The following is a 23721-nucleotide window of genomic DNA, read 5'->3' on the forward strand; positions in this document are numbered from 1 at the left end:
GTGGACGAGCAACTGTGCTACGCATACGCCGTGGTGGGGTCGTCCGCGCCGTTGGAACTCACCGGTGTCCGGGGCGTGGCCAACGCACCCGTCACCCTGGTCCGCTCGGGCCCGGTGGCCGCCGCGGTCAGCGCGGTGCCCCGGGAAGGGTTCTCGGAACCGGCTCTGAAGGCGGGCCTGGAGGACCTTCAGTGGCTGGAGGCGACGGCTCGCGCACACCACTGCGTCATCGAGGCCCTCGCCGAGCGCACCACGGTCCTTCCGCTGCGGCTGGCCACCGTGTACCTCGACGAGAACCGGGTCCGGCAGATGCTCGGCGAACGGGAGGCACCCCTCGCGGCACTGCTGGACCGGCTCGCCGGCCATGTGGAGTGGGGGGTGAAGGTGTACGCCGAGGTTCCGCCCCCGTCCGCCCCGCCCCCCTCCGCGCCGGCCGACCCGCCCTCCACCGCGCAGGCCGGCGCCGACCCCGGCACCGCGGCCGGCGCGGACGCCGGACGCGCGTATCTGCGGCGCCGCCGGTACCAGCGGCAGGTGCGCGAGGACGCATGGCGGACGGCCGAGGAGGCCGTACGGCGCACGGAGCGGCAGGCCCGCGGTCTGGCCGTGGAACGGACCCGCCACCGGCCGCAGCAGGGCGGTCTGGCCCGGGTGCCGGGTGAGAACGTCGCCAACGACGCCTATCTGGTGCCCCGTCGGCTCTCCGAGGAGTTCCGCACCCGGATGCAGCACGCGGCGGACGACCTGCCCGGGGTGCGCGTGGACGTGACCGGGCCCTGGGCGCCGTACTCCTTCACCGCGCCCCTGGCCCCCGACGCGCAGGAAGGGGCCGGGCAGCGGTGAGCGAGTACGACGCCCCGAACACCTGCGACGTCCGGTACGGCAGCTCGTACGACGACCGGTACGCCCCGTACGACGACCGCCCGGTCAGTCAGCCGCAGGTCGCGCTGATCGACCTGCTGGACCGGCTGCTGAGCGGTGGCGTGGTGCTCACCGGCGATCTCGTGCTGTCCATCGCCGACATCGACCTGGTGCGGATCTCGCTGCGTGCCGTACTGGTCGCCGTCCGCGCGGAGTTGGACGAGCGGTGGGCGGGCTTCCTCCCCTCGGGGCAGGGGCGCACGGGAGGGGGCGGGCCCGGTGACGAACCCGTCTGACGGCCCGCGCGCCGACCGTCTGCGGGAGGTGGCCGAGGCCGCCACCCGGGCGTTCTCCGTGCTGCCGGCCAGGCCGGACGAGATGGCCCCGCCGCCGTCCGGCCGCGGCCGGGCCGCCGCGCGCCGCCTGCACAGCGACCCGGACACGGTGGAGCGTGACCTCGTCAAGCTGGTCCTGACCCTGGTCGAGCTGCTGCGCCAGTTGATGGAGCGGCAGGCCCTGCGCCGCGTCGACGAGGGCGGTCTGACGGAGGAGCAGGAGGAGCGGCTCGGGCTGACCCTGATGCTGCTGCACGACCGGATGGCCGAACTGTGCGACGAGTACGGCCTCACCCTCGCCGACCTCAATCTGGACCTGGGGCCGCTGGGGACGCTGCTCCCGCCGTGAGGCATGACGCGGGGCGAACGGTTCGGACGACCCGCGACCGAACACCCCGGGGCGGGGGTGCGGCGCGCCACGCCACACCGGCCGCGGGGCGAGGACGGGCGCTCCTCGCGGGTGGGGTAGTTTCCGTGACCATGAAGCTGGCGTTCTCCACTCTCGGTGTCCCCGGTCTGCCCATAGCGGACGTCATCCGGCTCGCGACGGCCCACGGCTATCACGGTGTCGAACTGCGTTCGCACGCCGAGGAACCCGTGCATCCGGGCCTCGGACCCGCCGAGCGGGCCTCGGTGGCCGCCGAGTTCGCGGCCGCGGGCGTCGAGATCCTGGGCCTGGCCGGGCACACGCGGGTCGCCGCGCCCGGCGACGACGAAACCGTGCTCGCCGAGATCCGCGCGCTCCTGGAGCTCGCGCGCGACCTGGGCGCCCCCTTCGTGCGCGTCTTCCCCGGCGGCGGCACCGAGCAGCACCCCGAGGAGGCCGACGCCACCGCCGCCCGGCGCCTGGGCACCGCCGCCGAATACGCCGCCGACCTCGACGTACGGATCCTGCTGGAGACACACGACTCCCACCCCACCGGCGCGGACGTCCTGCGCATCCTCGGCGCGGTCGGCCATCGCCATGTGGGCGCGCTGTGGGACGTGATGCACACCTGGCTGAACGGCGAGCAGCCGCAGGAGACCTACGCGGCCCTGTGCACCTACCTCGGGTACGTCCAGGTCAAGGACATCACCTCCGCCGACGACCGGACCCCGCTGCCGCTGGGCGCCGGCGTCCTGCCGCTCACCGAGTGCGTGGAGGTCCTCTCCCGCCACGGCTGGGACGGCTGGCTGTGCTGGGAGTACGAGAAGCGGTGGCACGAGACGGCGGCACCGCTGCCGGGGCTGCTCGACGCCGGACGGAGCCATCTGGCGCGACTGCTCAGCGAGTCGGCGTAGCGCGGTCCGGCTGGCGGAGGAAGCGGCGGCGGGCCCGGTGGCCGCACGGCGTGTCGTGATGGCCCGGTGCGTCGATACGCGCCAGAGCGCTGCGGTGCGCGGTACCGCGCCGCGCGATGACGGGCACCACGCCCCGGGCACGGACCTGTCACGGCGCATTCCCCACGCATCCGGCCACGCTCCACTCGCCGCCCGGACACGACGCGCACCGTCAATCCGCCGCATTGAGCCAGCCGTTGATATTCGGTGGCCGGAGGCGCTGACACTCGATTAGCCTCCGCGCCGTGATGCGACACACCCGCCCCGCCCCCGCGTCCGCCTCGTGAGCCTCGGTGTCCGACGGCCGTTCCTCGACATCGAGCCACTGCGGACGTCCCCGGCCTTCCGGCGGCTGCTGATCGGGCGGACGGTGTCCCTGCTCGGCGGCTTCATGGCCATGGTCACCGTCATGTACCAGGTCTGGGACATGACACACAGCACGGCCTGGAGCGGGGCGGTCGGTCTGGCGCAGGCACTGCCGATGGTGCTGTTCGGGCTCTTCGCCGGTGCGCTGGCCGACCGGGGCGACCGGCGGCGCATCTTCCTCTTCGCCACCGTCGGCCAGGGGTTCTGCTCCCTGCTGCTCGCGGTGCAGGGCTTCCTCGGGCGCGTACCGGTGGCCGGGGTGCTCGCACTGCTGGCGGTGCACTCCTGTTTCGGCGCGGTCGCCGGACCGGCGACAGGGGTGTTCGTACCCCGGCTCCTGCCCAGGGAACAGGTGCCGGCCGGCCTCGCCCTCAACCAGGTCTCCTTCCAGAGCATGATGCTGCTCGGTCCCGCGCTCGGCGGTCTGGTTCTCGGCTGGGCCGGGATCGGCGTCTGCTATCTGCTGGACGCGCTGAGCTTCGCCGTCGCCTTCTACGGCGCCTACGGACTGCCCCCGCTGCCGCCCGAGGGCGAGCAGTCCCGGACCGGGCTGGGCGGCGTGGCGGACGGGCTGCGCTTCCTGGCCGGGCACCGGGTGGTGCGCGGCGCGCTGATCACCGACCTGGCCGCCACCGTGCTGTCGATGCCGATGAGCCTGTTCCCGCTCGTCAACGCCGAGCGCTTCGGCGGCGATCCGCGCACACTCGGGCTGTTCCAGTCCGCCGTGGCCGTCGGCGGCATCACCGCCTCCACCCTGTCCGGACCGGTCACCCGCCTTCAGCGCCCGGGGCTGGTGATGCTGTGCGGCGCGGGCACCTGGGGCGGTGCGCTCGCCCTGTTCGGGCTGCTCACCAACCCCTGGGCGGGGCTCGGGCTGCTGTTCGTGGCCGGGGCCGCCGACACCACCTCGGTGCTCTCGCGCAGCACGATCGTGCAGACGCACACCCCGGACGCCCTCCTCGGCCGGGTCACGGCCGCGGAGCAGATCGTCGGGCAGGCGGGGCCCAACCTCGGCAATCTCCGCGGGGGCCTGGTCGCCGGCTGGACCTCCGGCGGCACGGCACTGGTCAGCGGGGGGCTGCTGTGTCTGCTCGCGGTGACGTTCGTGGGCACGAGCACACCGGAACTGCGCGGCGGGGCCGCACCGGAGCCCCCCGGCGGTACAACCGTCGAACCTACGCCGGACGTGCCGTGAGCCGTGCGGGGGCGTCCAGGCCGTGGCTTCGGAACGGAGATCTCGGCCCGGTGCCCGAACACGAAGTGGGCGTAACCATTTGCGGCGATGCAGGCCGCGTCTGGCGGCCCGCACGTCATCATGGTGGTCATGATGCCTGAGCCCCGCAGCGCGCCGGTGCCCGCCCCGGCGGCGGACGTAAACGAAGGCTCAGCCGAGGACGGTGAGGGCCCCGCCACGGTACCGGAGCCCTCGCCGTCAGTGCTGGAGCTGTACAAACTGGCTGTGGAGATGGCCGACCGGGTCTCCGCGCGACGAGGCCTCGCGAACGCATTCTTCCTGTCCGTGCAGACGGCCTTCGTCGGTGCGATCGGCGTCTCCTTGGCGGATCCCGAGCGGGAACCATTGTGGATCGCGCCGATCATCGCCCTGGCGGGAGTCACGATCTCGACGACCTGGTGGCTGCAACTGCGCAGCTATCGGGACCTCAACAGGGCAAAGTTCGAGGTCATCAACGAGATGGAGACCCGGCTCCCGGTCAAAGTCTTCACTAACGAGTGGCGACTCCTCGGCCGGGCGCCCGTTGCTTCTTCACGGGCCCGGTACATCGAACTGGGTTTCAGCGAACGGATGATCCCATGGGTCTTCATTCTGTTGCATGGGCTGCTGTGCCTGGGCAGGCTGCTCGCATGACCTACCTGCGTGATGACGCCCAGCTCATCAGATCCCATCTACCCTCGCACGCCCGCCCGCCTGAGGACGCGGACGCCCTGTTCCTCATATACGCCGTCCTCATGCGGGCAAAGGGCGTGCATGTCACGGACGTTGACGTGCACGACGCCTGGGCGGCCTGGATGGAGACCAGGAATCCACAGCATCCGGCCCTGGTTCCATTTGAGTTGCTGGACAAGCCCACGCAGAGTCAGGACCTGCCGTACGTCCAGGCCATCCAATCTGCGGCGCGGGACCGCGGCGCACACCGGGCGCCGTGACCCGGCCGGCTGGCGCGGCCACGCGGCTTCGGGCACACATCCGTTCAGGATGGTTGGACTCGGGACTGGGCTCCCTCTCTGATGTGCGTCATGACCGGGCGCAGGCGTTCCGCGAAGTACTTCTTGGCTCTTCGCGGATTGCCGCCCCTGACGGCTGACCCGTCGAAGTAGGCCAGACGGGGCTCCCAGCCCTCGGCGAAATAGATCATCGCCTTGAAGTAGAATTCCCGGCCTGCTTTCGGGTTCATCGGGTGGGGCAGCTCCGGCAGGACGGGTGGCTGCCAGAAGTTGCCGTATTTCCCCTTGAGCTCAAATAGCACGCCCTCGGCCTCGGCGACGGCCGAGGTCTTGAAACGCTGGTAGTCAACTGGATCGGTCACCAGGACGACAAGCCGGAAGGGATCGCTGCGGCGCAAAATCTCGACGTATTCCCATACCGTGCCGGGACCAGGCCCGGCTCCGAGGATGATGAGGCGGGCGTTGTCGATCAACTCTCCGACGGTGTCCTTCCAGTCGTCGAGCGGGAGATAAGTCCTGCGGGCGCCAGATCCGCCGGGCAACGGCTCACCGGGCCGACCGATCGCGACCAGCCGACCGAACCTGTGGAACATCCGGCCGAGCCGTTCCTCATAGGTACGACCCGATCGCAGGACCGTCCGGATGGGACTTCCGTTCTCCTCCCCGGGGGCGATACCGGAGGAGGACAGGTCCTGTGTGAAAGGGCGCAGGTAGAGCACATAGGACCCTGGTGCAAGACTTGCCGCGGAGGGGACGAGGCGCGTCGTGTGCACGCGGGCGCGCCTGCCCATGAGCAGGCTGACAGTGAAGGCCACAGAACCCGCGAGCATGACGCCGAGGTAGATGAGTATCTCGACGTACCAGGGAGGTCCGTGGTAGTACGGCGCATTCGTGGTGGCGCCGATCGTCCGGAGCCGCTGTACGCCGACGACGACGGCCAGGCCGCCGGCTATCCGCAGAATCCAGCCCGTGATGCGAAGTGCCCAGCCCAGGGGCTTGCGCTGTTCCGGGAATGGGGCATTTTCCATGCCGCTACCGTCTCCTGTAGTTCACCGCGCTTCGCCGGCCGCCACAGGAACTGGCCGATTTGGCTTCGGTGTCATTTGTCGATCCGAATCCGTACCAGCGCGGGCGCTCACTTCTGGTCCACTGTGCCAGAGAGTGAGATGCCCTGTCAGGAACGGTGCAAAACAGCTTGGCAGGAGGTGCCGGGAAGCCCCGGTCGGTTTCGGACTGCCGGTCTGGCCAAGGCTTCGGCGTAGTTACAGAATGTCCGGTTCGTGATCGTGCGACGACGCTGAACCCTGCCGCGTGCGGGCTTGGGCCAGGCTGCCATTGATGAGTCGCATCGGGACCGGTACAAGTGACGAGTGACAGAACCTCTTGCTCCTCGCCCGGATGGCGGCGTCGCGTCGAAGCCGGGACGGTGGACCCGGCAGTCAGCGGGTGCGACGTTCGCCGCCGTCGCAGCATTCCTCATCACTCGCGACGTCACGTTCGGGTTCTTCAGGCAGACGCTGCCCGACTGGGCGTACACCGCTACGGTCCTCGCGGGACTTGCTGTGTCGGCTGTCGCCTACGGCCTTGCCGTGTTGTGGCTCAGGCGATTGCCCTAGCAGGACGGCTCACGGCAGGCTTCGGCGTTGCTGCACGGGCTTCGGGTTCGTGACAATCCGCCGACTTGGCGGTCATCCGGGAGTTGACAGGCACGCTCGGTGATCACGAACCGGACGCCACGCGACTACGCCGAAGCCCTGCCGGTCTGGCAGCCCCGCGCCGTTGACATAGACCAGGCGGTTGAACAGGGCAGTGCCGCCGGAATTGCCGATCGAGCACTTGGTCCATCGCCGCCAGCAGCTGGACCGCCGCGGCCGCCCGGGTTCGCGATCCGCGGACCACCTTGCCGTCGACCGCGATCACCCGTCGCACCGGCCCTCTCTTCGCCTTCGGCTCGACCGGGGGAAGTGTTCTGGCCTGCAGATACGCGCTGATAGCCGCGTCCAGCGCGTCACCGTCCACACGCCGCAGCAGGCGGCGCACGGTTGCGGCGTGCGGCACCGGCCGCAGACCGGTAAGTGGATCGGCAGCGAAGCCGAGGACGCCCAGCACATGCCTGCTCTGCTCTCTCGGGCCCCTTGCGGCACAACGGACATGACGCCACGTCACTCACGATACCGACAACCGGATCAATCCCCATCATGCAATGCGCCTGCCGTCTCACCCGCCGCCTGGGCCGACTTCCTCACCCTTGCCTCCAGAAGCGAGCGGGCTTCCGGCCACTCCTCCGCCGTGATCGAGTAGATCGCGGAGTCCCGAAGGCGGTCCTCCTCCCCCGGAGTCCAGGAGCGGGACCAGTTGCGCAGGACGCCCTCGAAGCGGGCGCCGACACTTTCGATGGCCGCGCGGGAGCGGGCATTGCGCGCGTCGGTCTTCAGGTCGACGCGCGCAACGCCCCACTCCTCGAACGCGTGGCGGAACAGCAGCAGCTTGGACTCGGCGTTGATGCCCGTGCCCTGGGCGGACCGAGCGAGCCAGGTGAAGCCGATCTCGATGGCGTCGAGTCGGTCGTCCGACAGCCAGCAGCGCGGGTCCCAGTAGGACGTGGTGCCGACCACCCGTCCCGTGGCGACGGCGATCTGGGCGTACGGCGCGAGCCGGCCCGCCGCCGCCCGGGCGAGCTGTGCGTCGATGTAGTCCCCAACCTCGTGGGCCCTGGGCACCCAGGTGTACGCGTAGGAGGCCCGGTCCTCCTCCGCCGCCACCGCCAGGCCGGCCGCGTGCCGGTGCTCCAGCGGCTCCAGCCGGACGAGCGCGCCCTGAAGGACCGGACCCCTCAAAATGAACGTCACCGCTGAAGCGTGGCGGGTCCGCTCGCCGTCGTCGAGTCGATTTCGTACTCCTTCACACGAGCCTCCGTCGGCCGAACCCCCCGCGGCGCCAAGGACGTCAACGCCACCCCGCCCACCAGCAGCGCCGCCGCGCCCCAGCGCAGTGGGGTGATCTGCTCGCCCAGGAACAGGGCCGCGGACGACATGCCGAAGACGGGGACGAGCAGGGAGAACGGGGCGACCGTGGACGCGGGATGGCGGCGCAGCAGCCATCCCCAGGCGCCGAAGCCGAACACGGTGGTGATCCAGGCGACGTAGAGGACGACGCCCGCGCCCTGCCAGTCCAGGGCGCGCAGGGCCGCCAGGTCGCGGGAGGGGCCCTCGGTCAGGAGGGACAGGCCGAGCAGGGGCAGGACCGGCACGGTGCTCACCCACACCATGAAGTTGAGCGCGTCGGGCGGGGACGCCTTGCGGGTCAGGACGTTGGACAGGCCCCAGAAGACCGCCGCCGCGATCACCAGGGCGAACGCGCCGAGCGGACCGGTCGTGCCCTCGTCGACGGCCGCGAGCACCACCCCGCCGAGAGCCACCGCCATCCCCAGCGCCCGGATGCGCGTGGGCCGTTCGCCGAGGACCGCGAAGGCGATCAGCGCCGTGAAGACGGACTGGATCTGGAGCACCAGGGAGGACAGTCCGGCGGGCATGCCCGCGTTCATGCCGAGGAACAGCAGGCCGAACTTGGCCACGCCGAGGACGAGGCCCACGGCCACTATCCATTTCCACGCCACCTTCGGGCGTCCGACGAAGAAGACGGCCGGGACGGCGGCGGCCAGGAAGCGCAGGGCCGAGAACAGCAGGGGCGGGAAGTGGCCGAGGCCGATCTCGATGACGGTGAAGTTCACGCCCCAGACGGCGGCGACGAGGACGGCGAGAGCAAGGTGGGCGGGTCGCATACGGAGAGGATCACGCCGCACGACCGTGAAGCACCAGCGATGATTGCTGCATCATCGGATGAAGCATCGCTAATCCTTGAGAGGGTCCATGCTCGATCTCCAACGGCTGCGCGCCCTGCACGCCGTCTCCGTCCACGGCACGGTCGGCGCCGCGGCAGCCGCGCTCGGGTACACCCCGTCCGCCGTCTCCCAGCAGATCGCCAAGCTGGAGCGGGAGACCCGGACCACACTGCTGGAGCGGGAGGGACGCGGAGTGCGGCTCACCGACGAGGCACGGCAACTCGCCTCCATCGCCCAGGAGTTGATGGCCATCGTGGAGCGTGCCGAGACGGATCTGGAGGAGCGGCGCGGGGTGCCGGCCGGGCGGCTGTCCGTGGCCGCGTTCGCGTCGGCGGCGCGCGGGCTGATGCCGGGGGTCCTCGCGGACCTCGCGCGGCGGCATCCCACCCTGGACGCCCGGCTCACCGAGGTCGACCCGCATCTGTCGGTGGACCTGGTCGCGAAGGGCGCCGTGGACCTCGCCGTCGTGCACGACTGGGACATCGCGCCACTGCCGGCGCCCGCGGGGGTGGAGCAGGCGGTCATCGGGGACGACCTGTGCGATCTGCTCGTCCCCGAGGGGCACCCGCTGGCCGGGCGGGCGGCCGTGCGGCGCGAGGAACTGGTCGGCGAGCGGTGGATCTGCCAGCCGCCGGGCCGGGTCTGCCACGACTGGCTGCTGCGGACCCTGCGGGCGGCGGGGCACGAACCGGAGGTCGTCCACCAGGCCGAGGAGAACCCCACCCTCGTCGCCCTGGTCGCCGCCGGTCTGGGGGTCGCGCTGATCCCCCGTCTGGGCCGCGGTCCGCTGCCGCCCGGGGTCGTCGAGCTCGCCCTCGACCCGATGCCCGTACGACGGCTCTACGCGCTGTGGCGTACGGGTGCGGCCCGGCGTCCGGCGATCGCGCAGACGGTGCGCACGCTCCAGGAGTTCTGGCCCAAGGCGGCGGCGCACGCGCCCCGCTGACCACCCCGTACCGGCTTCCGGGCCTCCGACGGCGCCCGGGAAACGCCCGCGCCGATGGCGGCCCCCTGACGATTACTGTGCAGTGCCTTGACTGGCGGAAACTTCCCGGATATTGGTGGCTCCTCGAAAGTTTCCTTCAGTGTCCTCCTCCGGAAGGAGCACAGGTGCACGACGCCGGCACGGGAAGCACCGCACACCCCTCCAGACGCACGGTCCTCGCCGCCACCGCGGGACTGACCGCGGCCCTCGCCCTCACTCCGGACCCCGCCCGCGCCGCCGGGCTCGACGACGAGCGACTCAAGGCCCTCATCTCCCGTATGACGCTCGAGGAGAAGGTCGGCCAGCTCTTCGTGATGCGGGTCTACGGTCACTCGGCCACCGACCCCGACCAGGCCGACATCGACGCCAACCTGCACGAGATCGGTGTACGGACGGCCGCCGAACTGGTCGCGAAGTACCGCGTCGGCGGCATCATCTACTTCACCTGGGCGCACAACACCCGTACCCCGCACCAGATCGCGGACCTCTCCAACGGCATCCAGCAGGCGTCCCTCGCCCAGCCGCGCGGTCTGCCCGTGCTCATCGCCACGGACCAGGAGCACGGCATAGTCGCCCGCGTGGGCAAGCCCGCCACCCTCTTCCCCGGCGCGATGGCGATCGGAGCCGGGGGCTCCCGGACCGATGCCCGTACCCTCGGCCGGATCTCCGGCGCCGAGCTGCACGCCCTCGGCATCCGCCAGGCCTACGCGCCCGACGCCGACGTGAACGTCAATCCGGCCAACCCGGTCATCGGCGTACGGTCCTTCGGCGCGGACCCGGACGCGGTGGCAGGTCTCGTCGCGGCGGAGGTGACGGGCTGTCAGGCGTCCGGGGTCGCGGCCACCGCCAAGCACTTCCCCGGCCATGGCGACACGGCCGTCGACAGCCACTTCGGCTTCCCGGTCATCACCCACAGCCGTGAACTGTGGGAGAAACTCGACGCGGTGCCGTTCCGGGCGGCGATCCGCGCCGGGATCGACGCGATCATGACCGCGCACATCATGGTCCCCGCGCTCGACGACTCCGGCGACCCGGCGACGCTCTCGCATCCGATCCTCACCGGCATCCTGCGCGAGGAGCTGGGCTACGACGGGGTGGTGGTGACCGACTCGCTGGGCATGGAGGGCGTGCGCCAGAAGTACGGCGACGACCGGGTGCCCGTACTCGCCCTGAAGGCCGGCGCCGACCAGTTGCTCAACCCGCCCTCTCTGGACCTCGCCTGGAACGCGGTGCTCACGGCCGTGCGGAGCGGGGAGCTGACCGAGGCCCGGCTCGACGAGTCGCTGCTGCGCATCCTGCGGCTGAAGGCGAAGCTGGAGCTGCTGGACCGGCCGTACGTCACCGCGGACGGCGTCGACCGGACCGTCGGCACCCCCGGGCATCTGCGCACGGCGGACCGCATCGCGGACCGTACGACCACCCTGCTCGTCAACCAGCGGGGGCTGCTGCCGCTGTCGCGCCGTACGCACGGCAGGCTCCTCGTCGTGGGCGCGGACCCGGCGTCGCCGTCCGGCACCGACGGCCCGCCCACCACCGTCCTGGCGAACGCCTTCACCGCGCTGGGCTTCACGGCGACCGCGCTGTCCACCGGCACGGCGCCCGCGCCGGAGGTGATCGAGCAGGCGGTGACGGCGGCGGGAGACGCGGACGCGGTGGTCGTGGCCACCTACAACGTGAGCGCGACGAGTTCCCAGCGGACCCTGGTGACCCGGCTCGCCGCCACCGGGAAGCCGGTGGTCGTCCTCGCCGTCCGGAATCCGTACGACGTGGCCCAACTCCCCGATGCGACCGCCGCTCTGGCGTCCTACTCGTGGACCGACGTGGAACTGCGCGCGGCGGCACGGGTGATCGCGGGGCAGGTGAGACCGCGCGGCAGGCTACCGGTCCCGGTACCGCGGGCGGACGATCCGACCCAGGTGCTGTACCCCCTCGGGTACGGGCTGTCGTACTGAGGTCCGCACTTCGGGGTGTGGCTGAAGAGCCGCGGTCACACCAGCCACACCCCGAAGGCCGCGACCGCCAGGCGGGGCGGCCGTCAGCACATGATCCAGCCCGAGCTGACCGAGCCCGAGCCCACCGACCCGCGGATCCACACACAGCGGTGGCCGGCGTGCACGACCACGGGCCCGGCGCGCTGGACGTACAGCCCGTTGTCGGCCACGGGGCGGCTGCCGCGCGCCTGCACGCTGACCGACATCGTCTTCCGGCCGGAGGCGCGCTTCGCCACCGTCACCGCGCACACGAAGCCGTCACGCCGGTAGACCCGCACCGAGCCTGTGGAGAACGAGAGCGTGCGCACCTTCCGGCCGGAGCAGGGGTCGTCCGCCTGCGCGTGTCCCGGGCTCGCCACCGCGAGCAGACCGGCCGCCGTCAGCACGGCCAGGCCGAGCGTCAGGCGTCGGCGTATCGCACCACTGTCCACTTCTCGTTCCTCCCGCGATCATCACCGTACTGGTGTACGGACGCGCGAGGCAGGTCCCCGGTTGCGCCGTACGGCTCCCGGACGTGCCCTTCCGGCCATCGGTCAGGCCGTGGACCCGACCCGCTCCTCCGGCTCCGGCATCCCGACGAACGTCCGCCACAGCCGCGCGTACCGGCCGTCGCGTCGCAGCAGCTCCTCGTGCGTGCCGTCCTCCGCGACCCGGCCGTGGTCCATGAGCACCACACGGTCGGCGCGGGCGGCCGTCGTCAGCCGGTGGGCGACCACGAGCGTCGTACGACGACCGGTGAGGCGGTCCGTCGCCTGGTTGACCTGGGCCTCGGTGGCCAGGTCCAGCGCGGCGGTGGCCTCGTCGAGCAGCAGGATGTCGGGGTCGACCAGTTCCGCGCGGGCCAGGGCGATCAACTGCCGCTGTCCGGCGGACAGATTGCGCCCGCGTTCGGCGACCTGGTGCAGATAGCCGCCCGTGAGCCGGGCGATCATGTCGTGCGCGCCGACCGCCCGCGCCGCGGCCTCCACCTCGGCGTCGGTCGCGTCCGGGCGTCCGTAGGCGATGGCGTCCCGGACGGTCCCCGCGAACAGGTACGCCTCCTGGGGGACGACGCCGAGCCGGTGCCGGTACGCGGTCAGGTCGAGGGAGCGCAGATCGGTGCCGTCGATCAGCACCCGGCCGCGCGTGGGGTCGTAGAACCGGGCGACGAGCTTGACCAGGGTCGACTTGCCCGCTCCCGTCTCGCCGACGAAGGCGACGGTCTGCCCGGCGGGAATCCTCAGGTCGATGCCGCTGAGGGCCTCCTCCTCGTCACCGTAGGCGAAGTCGACGCCTTCGAAGGCGACGTCACCGCGCAGGGACGGCACCGTGAGCGGCTCGTCGGCGGCCTTCGTGGAGGTCGGTTCCCGGAGCAGCTCCTGGATACGGCCGAGCGACACCGTGGCCTGCTGATAGCCGTCGAAGACCTGGGAGAGCTGCTGCACCGGGGCGAAGAACAGGTCGATGTACAGCAGATACGCGACCAGGGCGCCCGTCGTCAGCGTCCCGGCGTCCACCCGGTGGGCGCCCACGATCAGCACGGCCGCGGAGGCCACCGACGACAGCAGCTGCACGAAGGGGAAGTACACCGATATCAGCCACTGACCGCGGACACGGGCCCGGCGGTAGCTGTCGCTGCCCTCGGCGTAGCGCCGTGCGCCGTCCCGCTCGCGCCGGAACGCCTGCAGGATCCGCAGGCCGGTCACCGACTCCTGGAGATCCGCGTTGACCGCCGAGACCCGCTCGCGGGCGAGTTCGTACGCCTTCATGCTGGCCCGGCGGAAGAAGACGGTCCCCACGATCAGCGGCGGCAGGGTGGCGAACACCACGAGCGCGAGCTGCGTGTCGATCACCAGCAGCGCGACCATGATGCCGAAGAAGGTGACCACGGAGACGAAGGCGGTGACGAGCCCCGTCTGCAGGAACGTCGACAGCGCGTCGACGTCCGTCGTCATCCGGGTCATGATCCGGCCGGTCAGCTCCCGCTCGTAGTAGTCGAGTCCGAGCCGCTGGAGCTGCGCGAAGATCTTCAGCCGGAGGGAGTAGAGCACGCGCTCGCCGGTCCGCCCGGTCATCCGCGTCTCCGCGGTCTGCGCCGTCCACTGGACGAGGACGGCGAGCAGGGCCAGCAGGGAGGCGGCCCAGACCGCGCCGATGGCCGTCCGGGACACGCCCTGGTCGATGCCGTGCCGGATCAGGACCGGCAGCAGCAGGCTCATGCCCGCGTCGACGGCGACGAGGGCGAGGCTGGCGAGGAGCGGCAGCCGGAAGCCGCGGAGCAGCCGGGTGAGGCCGTAGGACTCCTCGGCCCGGACCGCGCGCGCCTCGTCGATGCCAGGGGTGTCGGTGGCCGGGGGCAACTGCTCGACCTGGGCGAGGAGTTCGGGGGTCGCCGGGGTGCCGGTCAACGCGTGGTCCTGGGGCTCGCGGTCGCCGGTCCACAGATGCGGGGTGACGCCCCGCTCCGCGTCGAACTCGGCGTCCAGCTCCTCGCGGACGGTGGCGTCGTCCTCCTGCGGCGCGGTCGGCAGCGCGTGGCCCGGCGAGACCCCGCCCAGCTCGTCGGGGTCGGTCAGCAGCCGCCGGTAGAGGGCGGACCGCTCCTGGAGTTCCTCGTGCGTGCCGATGTCGGCGAGCCGGCCGCCGTCGAGGACCGCGATGCGGTCGGCGAGGTTGAGGGTCGAGCGCCGGTGGGCGATCAGGAGGGTGGTGCGCGCGCCGGCGCTCGTCGCGGGGTGGTGGTCGGGCGACGGGTGGGCCGTACGGCCCTGCATGACCTGCTTCAGCGCCTCGTGGATCTCGTGCTCGACCCGGGCGTCCACCGCCGAGGTCGCGTCGTCGAGTATCAGCAGCCGGGGGTCGGTGAGGATCGCCCGGGCCAGCGCGACGCGCTGGCGTTGGCCGCCGGAGAGGGTGAGGCCGTGCTCGCCGACCTTGGTGGCGTATCCGTCGGGCAGCTCGGCGATGAAGCGGTCGGCCTGCGCGGCGCGGGCGGCCCGCTCGATCTGCTCGTCGGTGGCGTCCGGGCGGCCGTAGGCGATGTTGTTGCGGACGCTGTCCGAGAAGAGGAAGGAGTCCTCCGGAACCAGCCCGATCGCGGCGCGCAGGGAGTCGAGGGTCAGCTCGCGCACATCGTGGCCGCCGACGAGGACGGCGCCGTGGGTGACGTCGTAGAAGCGGGACAGCAGCAGGGAGACCGTCGACTTGCCGGAGCCGGAGGAGCCGACGACGGCGAGGGTCTCGCCGGGGCGTATCTCGAAGGAGAGGCCGTCGAGGACCGGGGTGCCGTCGCGGTAGGCGAAGGAGACGTCGTCGAACTCGACGGTCGCCGGGGCGTCGGCGGGCAGTTCCTTGGTGCCGTCCGACAGCGAGGGCTCGGTGTCGATCAGCTCCAGGACGCGCTCGGCGCCCGCGCGGGCCTGCTGGCCGACGGTGAGCACCACGGCGAGCATGCGCACCGGGCCGACGAGCTGGGCCAGGTAGGAGGAGAAGGCGACGAACGTGCCGAGCGTGATGTGCCCGCGCACCGCGAGCCAGCCGCCGAGCGCCAGCATGGCGACCTGGCCGAGCGCGGGCACGGCCTGGAGGGCGGGGGTGTACCGGGCGTTCAGCTTGACGGTCCGCAGCCGGCCCGCGAACAGGCGCCGCCCGACCTCGCGGAGCTTGCCGGTCTCCTGCTCCTCCTGGCCGAAGCCCTTGACCACGCGGACGCCGCTGACCGCGCCGTCCACCACACCCGCCACGGCGGCGGCCTGGGCCTGGGCGTACCAGGTCGCGGGGTGCAGCCGGGTGCGGCTGCGCTTGGCGATGAACCACAGGGCGGGTGCGACGGCCAGCGCCACCAGGGTCAGCGGCAGCGACAGCCACGCCATGATCACCAGGGAGACCAGGAAGAGGAGGACGTTCCCGATGGTCATCGGGAGCATGAACAGCAGGCCCTGGATCAGCTGGAGGTCGCTGGTGGCGCGGCCGACGACCTGGCCGGTGGACAGCTCGTCCTGGCGCCGCCCGTCGAGCCGGGTGATCGTCCGGTACATGTCCGTGCGCAGGTCGTGCTGGACGTCGAGGGCGAGCCGGCCGCCGTAGTAGCGGCGGATGTAGGTGAAGACGTAGACGAGGACGGCGGCACCGACGAGGGCACCGGCCCAGGGCCCCATGGACCGGCTGTGGTTCCCGACGACATCGTCGATGATCACCTTGGTGATCAGCGGGACGACCGCCAGGACGGCCATGCCGCCGAGTGAGGACCCGAGCGCGAGGACGACCTCCTTCGGGGAGCGCCACGCGTACCCCGCGAGCCTGCGTGCCCAGCCGCGTGTGTCCCCCTCGTGCGCCACCACGCCGGTCCCTTCCGTCGCCCTGATCGTCCGCATAGCACCAACGCCGACCAGGGCGGATTTCATCCCTCCGCAACAATCCCCGGCCGAAGGTCGCAGACGCCTGCGACCTCGGCCTTAGGGCTATAGGTCTGCCTTATAGGCCTGCCTCAGGCAGAGGGAGCGCGGCCCGCCCGGCTCATCCGTCGTCCGGCAGGGGCACCGTCAGCGGGTGGCGGGGTGCGGCAGGCGTACGGCCAGCGCGTACAGGCGGGTGGTCTGGGCCGCGTTCTGGTTGTCGTCGCTGACCAGAAGCAGGTTCAGCCGGCCGTGCGAGGCGCCCGTGACCGTCATGCCCTCGATGTTGTCGAGCAGCGGGTTCGGCTGGGGCTGCCGGGCCTGCGCGCCGAGCGAGGGGCAGTTCACCAGGTCCGCCAGGAGGGTCTTGCTCACGAGGCGCACCCCGTCCTGGCCGGTCAGCGTGTCGATGCCGCGGGTGTCCGTGGCGTGCCGCAGGTCCGCCAGGTAGAGGCGGACCGTGTTCCCGTACCCGGCCGTGAATCCGCGCTCCAGGACCAGCAGCCTGCCGTCGGGGGTCGCGGTGGTCTCGGAGACGCCGAGGCCGGTGTCGGTGCGGTAGCCGTACTGGGCCGCCGTCGCGAAGTGCGGCCCCTGGCGCGTCCAGGTCTGGAAGCGGACGATGCCCGGGGTGTCACCGCTCAGCGAGCCCTCCATGCCGGCCAGCAGGGTGTGCCCGCCGGGCAGCAGGGTCAGGCCCTCGAAAGTCTGGTTCGCGGTGGCCCGGCCGGCCGGGGCGACCGCCAGCGGGGCCGGCACCGGAAGGCGGTCCAGGATCTTTCCGTCGCGGGAGTAGCGGCGGATGGACGGCTCGGTCTCGGAGGAGACGAGCCGCGTGCCGTCGCCGTTGACGACCAGGCCCTCGGAGTCGAGCGGGGCGCCCTTCTCGTCGGCGAGGTTCACCACGCTGGTGGGCTTGAGGGTCCTGCGGTCCAGGGTGAACAGCGACGAGCGGTCGGACAGTGCGGCGATCTCCCCGCGGTCGACGGAGAGCGCGGAGAGATTGCCGACGAACGTGCCCTCGTACGTCGTCTTGTCGAGGGCGTCGGAGAAGCGCTGGATGTCGACGGCGGAGGAGCACGCGTGGGCGGCGGTGCCGGTGGCAGTGCCGGTGGCGGCCGCAGGTCCGGCGGCGGCCGGTGCGGCGGCCGCCGCCAGGGTCGCGGTGACGGTGGCGAGAAGGATGCTCAGGCGCATGACGTCACGGTAGGACGAGACGGGTGGCCCGGGAGTGGACTCCCCGTGAACCACCGGGAGTCCGGCCGGGCCGGCTCACCGCGGGTCCGCCCGGATCAGCTCGCCGGGACCGCCGGGAAGGCCTCCTGCGGCGTGCTCGTGGGCACGTACGCGGTCGTGGCGGAGACCGTCGGCACCAGGTCCTTGTGGATGGCCCTGGCCACGTTCTGGATGGTGGTGACGCCGTAGTTCATGGTGCTGTTGTCCTGCGTCAGCACCGTGATCATGTAGTCGTGTCCGGCCCCGTTGAAGGTGCCGACACTGTGCACGCGCCAGCCGTGCGTGGCGCGCGACAGCCAGCCGTTCTTCACGTGCACGGAGACACCCGAGGGCGCGCCCGCCGGGGTGCCCCAGCGCTGCGAGGAGATGACCTTCCCCATCAGCTTCAGGATGTAGGCCCTGGAGTTGTCGCTCAGCACGGAGTTCTTGGCGGTGATGAGCTTGAGCAGCTTCTGCTCGTCCTGCACGGTGATCTGGGTCAGGCCCCAGTAGCCGTTCGCGCCCGGCTTGGTCTGGGTCATACCGGCCGCACCGAGGAAGCCCTTGATCTTCGTCAGACCCAGTTGCTTCCACAGCGCGCTGGTCGCGTTGTTGTCCGACTTGGTGATCATCGCCGTGGCGAGGCCGGTCTCACGGTCGGTCAGATAGCGGTTGTGCTTCTTGGCGTCCCACAGCAGCGTGGCGAGCACCGTCACCTTGACGACGCTGGCCGAGTCGTAGGCGCTGGTGGCACGCAACGAGCACGTGGTGTTCGTGGAACGGTCGTAGAGACCGACCGCGACAGTGCCCTTGCGGCCCGCGAGGGCCGCGGTGATGTCCTTCTGCAGCTTGGCCGCGAGACCCGTCTTGCCCGACGTGCAGCTCACCGTCGGTGTCGCGGCGGCGGCAGGCGCGGCGGCAGCCGCGATCGGTATGAGCGTCCCGGCGGCGAGGCTCGCGCAGAGCACTCTGGCACGCCGGGATATCCGGTGAGTCATCAAGGCTTCCCATTCCCCTCGAAGCGATACGAGTGCGCCCCGGCGCACTCCCACCCCTTGACGCGCGAGGGGCCGCGAATGGTTGTACGAGCGAGGGGAACGTACGGGGACAGGAAATGGAGGGGTACGCCCCTGCCCCAGGCCGGAAAGCGTCGGTCAGGCTCGTGGCGCGGGCCTGCCGAGACCGTCCGTGGCACCGGGGTCGCCCTCGCCGGTCACCGGCAGGCGGTCACCCCGGCTCTCGGCGATCCGGCAGACGTCGGTGAGCGCCTCGCTCATCCTGGCCAGCAGGTAGCGGAGCTGTGCGGGGGTCGCCCGGCGGTCGGCGAGCATGTCGGCTGCGTGGCCGAGGAGTTCGGCCGCCATGCCGAGCTGCACCGACTCGATGCCGTCGGCCAGGCGGGAGACACAGCCGGTTCCGTCCGTCACGAGGTAGCAGCGCTTGCCCTCCGGGCCGGCCCAGGGCAGCAGGCGTGCGCCGTCGATGCCCTCCTTCATCCCGCGACCTCCACGCCATGGAGCACACGGGGCCCGACGTCGATGCCATGGATCACACGGGGCCCGATGTCGATGCCGTGGACCGCGAGCCACAGCGCACGCCGCCGGGCCCGCTGCCGACGCGCCTCCCGGTGCCGCTCATGGGCGACCAGGTAGGGGCGGACCAGAGCGTTGTCCTCGCCGCGCAAGGGACGGGCGGCACCGCGGCGAACGCTCGGACCCACGGGCAGGGAGACGACGGGTTCCGGTTCCGTCGGGACGGCCACGAGACGGCGCCGCCCCGTGGCCGGAAGCAGAAGCCGTAGCAGCGGCTCGAAGAGGCGGGCGATACGGTGACTCACGTCGTCAACTCCACTGTGGTTGATGGCCATGCCCCCGGACCGGTCGCGCGGTCGCGGGGGTCTCGCTTTCTGTAGCGATGCGCTTACAGAGTGGGACGGCCGGGGCTAGGCTCGCCAGGAGGCAGCGAGTGACGAAGCACTGGTCACAAGGGAGTTGACACGGTGGGCAGCATCTACGGCGACTGGCTCAGGGAACAGCGCGAGTCGGCCGGGCTGACACAACAGGAGCTGGCCGATGCGGCGTTCATGACCCGCTCGCACATCGCGCACATCGAGGCCGGCCGCCGCATCCCGTCCAAGGAGGACGCGCGGCGTCTGGACAAGGCCCTGAACACGGGAAACGTGCTGAGCAGCTTCCTCCCGCAGGAGGAGGCGGCCGTCGCCGACTACTTCGAGGCGGCCCGCCTGCTCGAACAGCAGGCGGTGATGATCCGCGAGTTCGCCCTGTCGTTCGTTCCGGGCATCCTCCAGACGGAACGGTACGCGCGTGCGGTTCTGAGCACGTCGTTCCCTCCGGTGAGTGAACAGGAGCGTGACAGGCTCGTTGTCACACGGCTTGAGCGGGCGAAGATCCTTGAAGATCCGGTGACGCCGGTAGTGTGGGCGTTACTCGACGAGGCGGTGCTGCGGCGGGCCGCGGGCGGACCGGACGTCATGGCGGAGCAGATCACACACATCGTTCGTCTCAGCGAGTCCGGACGCATCCGGGTGCATGTGGTGCCGTTTGTTCTGGGCTTCCATCCACTGATGGAGAGCATGCTCACCCTCATGTGGTTCGAGGACCAGCCACCGGTGGCATACGGCGAGGGCTCCCGCATGGGGAAACTACACGACTCCCCATCCGTGGTTGAGGAGTTGCAGAGTCGCTACGATCTTGCGCTGAGCGACGCACTGCCACTCAAGGAGTCACTGACCCTCCTCAGGGCGACAGCGAAGGACTACGGACACCATGACTGACCGAGCCAACTCCAACGTGCCTATAGCGACGGGCTGGAGGAGGTCCTCCTACAGCAACAGCGAAGGCGGCAGTTGCGTTGAAGTCCTCGACGGCTACTCGGCGGGAGTCCCCGTCCGGGACTCCAAACTCCCGAACGGCCCTTCACTGATCTTCCCGACGGCCGGGTGGGCGTCCTTCATCGCGGCGCTCAAGGACACCAACGGGCCGCGCTGATTCCTGCGCCGGATTCAGCTTGCGTTTACGGAGCGCAGGCCAGCCGGTAGAGCGGGATGCACGACCGTCGGCAGCGAGGTGAGCACGGGACGGTCAGTACGACTCGATTCCGAGCCCTTCCCGCACGAACTTGTGGACATCGGTATACGGGTCACGGTTCACGAGCGACACGTGATCGCCGTGCTGCGCGTTCATTTGGATGGCACGCTTCTCGGCTTCCAGGAAACCGCCCGTGATCTGGTGCGGCAGGACAAGCTTGATGTTGGCCGAGTCCTTCGGGATCTTCGTGAACGGCAGTCTCGCCGTCACCTGACCGCAGGCCCCTCCGAACGTACCGGTCACCGGCTTGTGGTGCAGCAGCCTCCACACCTCGAAGCACGGGTGCGAAAAGGCGACCTTGACGTCTCCTTCCCGCGCCTGCTTCAGCGCGGTCTCGATGCCTTCGTGCTCGTCCCGGTCGAAAAGACACCACACCTGGGGCAGGTACCTCTTGTCCAGCCCGCTGCGCCTGGCCTGCAGTATCTCGTCCCGCATCAGCCGGACCGCCGCTTCGACCAACTTGAGCGGCTTGCGCTGGGAGCCGGGAGCCGAGGCGTTCGCGATACGAACCTCGACGGTCATGGCAGAGTCGGCCGGGACACCGTACTGCTTGACGATCTCGATGTACGAGGGCTCGGTGACCAGCCCCTCGGTGAAGACGTGGACGACTCTCTTGCGCCTCCCACGGTGCTGCGCCGGCCCCAGGGAGTCCTTTCCCCTCGTCCTCGCCATCAGCCCTGTTCCACCTCCTGCTCGTCGTACTCACGAGTGGCCCACAGCCGCCGGGCGATCTGCCCCTCCATGAGGGCCGGGACCGCACCGAAGGCCCCGGCCAAGTACGACTTCATCAGGTCCTCGTCCTCCCCAGGGGAGGCAGCCGTGAGCGGGTAGAGCTCCGTCGCCCCGTCTTTGTCCTTCTCCGTCAGCCAGACCTCGCCCGGATCCAGCAAGCGTCCGCCGCTCGGCGTGGTGAGGATCGAAGGGTCGTGCGAGGTGAACACCAACTGCGCGCCGTTCGGATTGGCGCAGGGGTCGTGGAAGAGCCGGACCACCTCGGCGGCGAAGCGCGGATGCAGACTCGAGTCCAGTTCGTCCACGAGCAGCACCGCCCCCTCGTCGAGAGCCAGCAGCATGGGGCCGAGCAAGGCAAACCAGGAACGGGTACCGAAGGACTCCGTATGCCAGTCGAAAGCCACTTCGCCCGCCGCCGAGCGGTGGACCAGCTTCACCGTGGACTGCCCCCTGCCGTCGTCGACGACTTCGACTCGCGTAATACCGAGGTCGGCGACGCGGAGCAGCTCTTCGATACGGCGCGCCCGTGCTCCGGAGAGTTCCTGTCGTGTGAACGCCTCTCGTTGGGTCCGCTCGTCCTCCGGATTGATCAACCACAGGTTGCGACGGAACCAGTGGAAGAGCGGAGACAGCTGCGGGTGGTTGTCCGTCCCCGCCGTCGACAGCAGCAAGGCGTTCGGTCGGGTGCGCCGCATCAGCTGTGACCGGTCCTTGACCCGGTTCCCCGGCCACTCGTACGCCTCTTCCCTGGAGGCGTCCCGGTCGAGCCACACCTGTCGGTACCCGCGCGGGTAGCTGTGCAGCCACTCGGCCTCGACACGGGACGGACCGAGCTCGAAGCCGTACGTCCAGCGCACGCCGTCCATGACGAGGTCGACCTCGAAGAAGCTCGGTTCCTTCCTCGCCTTGCGGTCCAGAGCGAAGACCGAGCGCGGAATGCCGTCGTACGACGCCCAGCGCGCATAGGAGTTGAGGACCGCGTTCCGCATTTCGACCAGCGCGGCCAGAACGTTCGACTTGCCCGACGCGTTGGCGCCGAAGACACCGATCAAGGGAAGCACCCCGAGGGATCGGCCTCCGGGCAGCTCCACCACACGAGCGGCCGCACTCGTCTCGTCTTCGGGCACGACGAAGGACAGTTCCTGCTCGTCGCGCAGGGACCATACGTTCGCGACACGAAACCTCAGCAGCAAGCTGTCCTCCTCTCCGGACTCAGGGTAGTCGCCGCGTGTGACGGTGACCTGGCCAGGAGTGGCCGTGACTCTCGGGAACGTACCCTCTGCCAGGGCATGAGGGCGGGCGAATGGGTGATGTCGCCTACTCGCCGGTGCAGGAAGCCGACGATGGGCGTCTCTTGCTTATGGCCTCGGGGCCGCCCGTAGGTCCCATGTCGGTAGCCAGACGTTGGTGTCGGGTGAGTCCGTTCGTCTGGAGTCGAGGTAGTCGCGCAGTTCGGTGAGCGCGGGATGGGGGTTGTCGGCGCGCCAGATCAGTGACATCGGGTAGACCGGTGCCGGGTTGCGTATCGGTACGCGCCGCAGGTCATAGCTGTCCGGCCACAGATACTGCGAGCCTTCGCCGACCAGGGTCGCCAGGTCCGCGGAGTCGGCGATCTCGGCCAGCAGTACCTCGTTCCCGAAGACGGGTCCCACCACGTCGATCGTGATGCCGAAGGCGGTGGCGAGTTCGTCGTAGTAGGCGGCCACCTCGCCGCGGGCGTCCAGGCCGGGCATCCGGATCCGGTGTCCGGCGAGCTGTCCTGGCGTGACGGCACGGGCGTCGGCGAGCGGATGGCGCGGACCGACGAGGAGCTGGTGCGGCTCGTCGATCACCCGGACGGTGTTGATCGCGTCTGGTACGTGCCGCTGCGGGGGAACCGCGTGAAAGGTGACGTCGATCGTCCCGGCTTCGACAGCGGCGATGGCACCGTCGACGTCAGCGTCCAGGGTGACGACATCCAGTTCGATCTCGGGATGTATGCGGTAGAAGTCCTGGAGCAGCCCCGCTGTCACGATCCGCCGGTTGACGACGTCGACGCGCAGAGCGCGCCGACCGGGACGGACGGACGCGTCAGCCCGCTCCGCCACTCGGAGAAGTTCACGCGCGTGGGGCAGGAACGCCTGGCCGTCGATGGTGAGCCGGGCGCCGCGGGCGGTGCGGGTGAACAGCCGCACATCCAGGTCCTTCTCCAGCGCGGCGACGCGCTTGGAGACGGCCTGCTGGGTGATCGACAGGTCGGCGGCGGCCTTCTGGAACTGGCCCGCTTCCGCGACGGCGACGAAGGTACGTACTGCTTCGAGGTCCACGCCGGTCCACCTTAGAACTCCTAACAAAGTGAGAGGTTGACCAGTCGGCGCCAGCAGATGATGCCGCAGGCCAGGCTGAGGAACGCTTCGTGGATGTCGTCGCGG

At 70.5% G+C, this 23721-nt stretch carries 23 protein-coding genes; 11 read left to right on the forward strand and 12 right to left on the reverse strand.

Features of this window, described 5'->3' with window-relative positions; translation table 11 throughout:
* From ACWD5Q_RS19310 to ACWD5Q_RS19340, 7 genes are all read left to right on the forward strand, one after another.
* Positions 1-843 (forward strand): GvpL/GvpF family gas vesicle protein, encoded by an 843-nt coding sequence (locus tag ACWD5Q_RS19310; protein ID WP_451428216.1) that lies wholly within the window; start codon positions 1-3, stop codon positions 841-843.
* A complete protein-coding gene (locus ACWD5Q_RS19315; protein ID WP_451428217.1) occupies positions 840-1157 on the forward strand; it encodes a gas vesicle protein in 318 nt (105 codons plus the stop codon). Before ACWD5Q_RS19310 ends, ACWD5Q_RS19315 begins: the two co-directional genes overlap by 4 nt.
* Entirely contained in the window at positions 1141-1545 is a 405-nt protein-coding gene (locus ACWD5Q_RS19320) for a gas vesicle protein K (protein ID WP_451428218.1), read from the forward strand. The genes ACWD5Q_RS19315 and ACWD5Q_RS19320 overlap by 17 nt, the downstream gene beginning before the upstream one ends.
* A gap of 131 nt (positions 1546-1676) precedes the next feature.
* The gene (locus ACWD5Q_RS19325) at positions 1677-2477 is read left to right on the forward strand and encodes a sugar phosphate isomerase/epimerase family protein (protein ID WP_451428245.1); all 801 of its coding nucleotides are present in this window, start codon (positions 1677-1679) and stop codon (positions 2475-2477) included.
* Positions 2478-2799: 322 nt separating this feature from the next.
* On the forward strand, positions 2800-4077 hold the full coding sequence (locus tag ACWD5Q_RS19330; protein ID WP_451428219.1) for an MFS transporter: 1278 nt from the start codon (positions 2800-2802) through the stop codon (positions 4075-4077).
* Positions 4078-4164: 87 nt separating this feature from the next.
* Positions 4165-4749 (forward strand): RipA family octameric membrane protein, encoded by a 585-nt coding sequence (locus ACWD5Q_RS19335; protein ID WP_451428220.1) that lies wholly within the window; start codon positions 4165-4167, stop codon positions 4747-4749.
* The gene (locus ACWD5Q_RS19340; protein WP_451428221.1) at positions 4746-5048 is read left to right on the forward strand and encodes a DUF7701 domain-containing protein; all 303 of its coding nucleotides are present in this window, start codon (positions 4746-4748) and stop codon (positions 5046-5048) included. Before ACWD5Q_RS19335 ends, ACWD5Q_RS19340 begins: the two co-directional genes overlap by 4 nt.
* Before the next feature lie 44 nt (positions 5049-5092).
* On the opposite strand, the gene ACWD5Q_RS19345 is transcribed toward ACWD5Q_RS19340, so the two are convergent.
* From ACWD5Q_RS19345 to ACWD5Q_RS19355, 3 genes are all read right to left on the reverse strand, one after another.
* A complete protein-coding gene (locus ACWD5Q_RS19345; RefSeq protein WP_451428222.1) occupies positions 5093-6094 on the reverse strand; it encodes a hypothetical protein in 1002 nt (333 codons plus the stop codon).
* A 1158-nt stretch (positions 6095-7252) separates the two neighbouring features.
* Entirely contained in the window at positions 7253-7915 is a 663-nt protein-coding gene (locus tag ACWD5Q_RS19350) for a GNAT family N-acetyltransferase (protein ID WP_451428223.1), read from the reverse strand.
* Positions 7912-8847 (reverse strand): EamA family transporter, encoded by a 936-nt coding sequence (locus ACWD5Q_RS19355; RefSeq protein WP_451428224.1) that lies wholly within the window; start codon positions 8845-8847, stop codon positions 7912-7914. The genes ACWD5Q_RS19350 and ACWD5Q_RS19355 overlap by 4 nt, the downstream gene beginning before the upstream one ends.
* An 88-nt stretch (positions 8848-8935) precedes the next feature.
* Between ACWD5Q_RS19355 and ACWD5Q_RS19360 the strand changes: the two genes are divergently transcribed.
* Entirely contained in the window at positions 8936-9853 is a 918-nt protein-coding gene (locus ACWD5Q_RS19360) for a LysR family transcriptional regulator (protein ID WP_451428225.1), read from the forward strand.
* A 164-nt stretch (positions 9854-10017) separates the two neighbouring features.
* Positions 10018-11844 (forward strand): glycoside hydrolase family 3 protein, encoded by a 1827-nt coding sequence (locus tag ACWD5Q_RS19365; RefSeq protein ID WP_451428226.1) that lies wholly within the window; start codon positions 10018-10020, stop codon positions 11842-11844.
* 83 nt (positions 11845-11927) lie between these two features.
* Here ACWD5Q_RS19365 and ACWD5Q_RS19370 read toward each other — a convergent pair whose 3' ends face one another.
* The 6 genes from ACWD5Q_RS19370 to ACWD5Q_RS19395 all read right to left on the reverse strand — a co-directional run bounded on the left by ACWD5Q_RS19370 (position 11928) and on the right by ACWD5Q_RS19395 (position 19308).
* Positions 11928-12314: a hypothetical protein gene (locus tag ACWD5Q_RS19370; protein WP_451428227.1), complete on the reverse strand. Its 387-nt coding sequence runs from the start codon at positions 12312-12314 to the stop codon at positions 11928-11930.
* A 102-nt stretch (positions 12315-12416) separates the two neighbouring features.
* Positions 12417-16235: an ABC transporter ATP-binding protein gene (locus ACWD5Q_RS19375; RefSeq protein WP_451428228.1), complete on the reverse strand. Its 3819-nt coding sequence runs from the start codon at positions 16233-16235 to the stop codon at positions 12417-12419.
* 168 nt (positions 16236-16403) lie between these two features.
* Complete coding sequence (locus tag ACWD5Q_RS19380) at positions 16404-17453, reverse strand: esterase-like activity of phytase family protein (protein WP_451428229.1); 1050 nt, start codon at positions 17451-17453, stop codon at positions 16404-16406.
* Positions 17454-17548: 95 nt separating this feature from the next.
* Complete coding sequence (locus tag ACWD5Q_RS19385) at positions 17549-18469, reverse strand: serine hydrolase (RefSeq protein ID WP_451428230.1); 921 nt, start codon at positions 18467-18469, stop codon at positions 17549-17551.
* Positions 18470-18625: 156 nt separating this feature from the next.
* Complete coding sequence (locus ACWD5Q_RS19390; RefSeq protein ID WP_451428231.1) at positions 18626-18967, reverse strand: hypothetical protein; 342 nt, start codon at positions 18965-18967, stop codon at positions 18626-18628.
* A complete protein-coding gene (locus ACWD5Q_RS19395; RefSeq protein ID WP_451428232.1) occupies positions 18964-19308 on the reverse strand; it encodes a hypothetical protein in 345 nt (114 codons plus the stop codon). Before ACWD5Q_RS19395 ends, ACWD5Q_RS19390 begins: the two co-directional genes overlap by 4 nt.
* A gap of 162 nt (positions 19309-19470) precedes the next feature.
* Here ACWD5Q_RS19395 and ACWD5Q_RS19400 point away from each other — a divergent pair, with 162 nt between their 5' ends.
* Both ACWD5Q_RS19400 and ACWD5Q_RS19405 read left to right on the forward strand, forming a co-directional pair.
* Entirely contained in the window at positions 19471-20265 is a 795-nt protein-coding gene (locus ACWD5Q_RS19400; RefSeq protein ID WP_451428233.1) for a helix-turn-helix domain-containing protein, read from the forward strand.
* Positions 20258-20479: a DUF397 domain-containing protein gene (locus ACWD5Q_RS19405; RefSeq protein ID WP_451428234.1), complete on the forward strand. Its 222-nt coding sequence runs from the start codon at positions 20258-20260 to the stop codon at positions 20477-20479. The genes ACWD5Q_RS19400 and ACWD5Q_RS19405 overlap by 8 nt, the downstream gene beginning before the upstream one ends.
* Positions 20480-20572: 93 nt before the next feature.
* On the opposite strand, the gene ACWD5Q_RS19410 is transcribed toward ACWD5Q_RS19405, so the two are convergent.
* The 3 genes from ACWD5Q_RS19410 to ACWD5Q_RS19420 all read right to left on the reverse strand — a co-directional run bounded on the left by ACWD5Q_RS19410 (position 20573) and on the right by ACWD5Q_RS19420 (position 23616).
* Positions 20573-21250: an RloB family protein gene (locus tag ACWD5Q_RS19410; RefSeq protein ID WP_451428235.1), complete on the reverse strand. Its 678-nt coding sequence runs from the start codon at positions 21248-21250 to the stop codon at positions 20573-20575.
* Complete coding sequence (locus ACWD5Q_RS19415) at positions 21250-22503, reverse strand: AAA family ATPase (protein ID WP_451428236.1); 1254 nt, start codon at positions 22501-22503, stop codon at positions 21250-21252. The genes ACWD5Q_RS19410 and ACWD5Q_RS19415 overlap by 1 nt, the downstream gene beginning before the upstream one ends.
* Positions 22504-22668: 165 nt before the next feature.
* The gene (locus ACWD5Q_RS19420; protein WP_451428237.1) at positions 22669-23616 is read right to left on the reverse strand and encodes a LysR family transcriptional regulator; all 948 of its coding nucleotides are present in this window, start codon (positions 23614-23616) and stop codon (positions 22669-22671) included.
* Positions 23617-23721: the final 105 nt, after the last annotated feature.

It is taken from the genome of Streptomyces sp. NPDC002513, assembly GCF_053595355.1.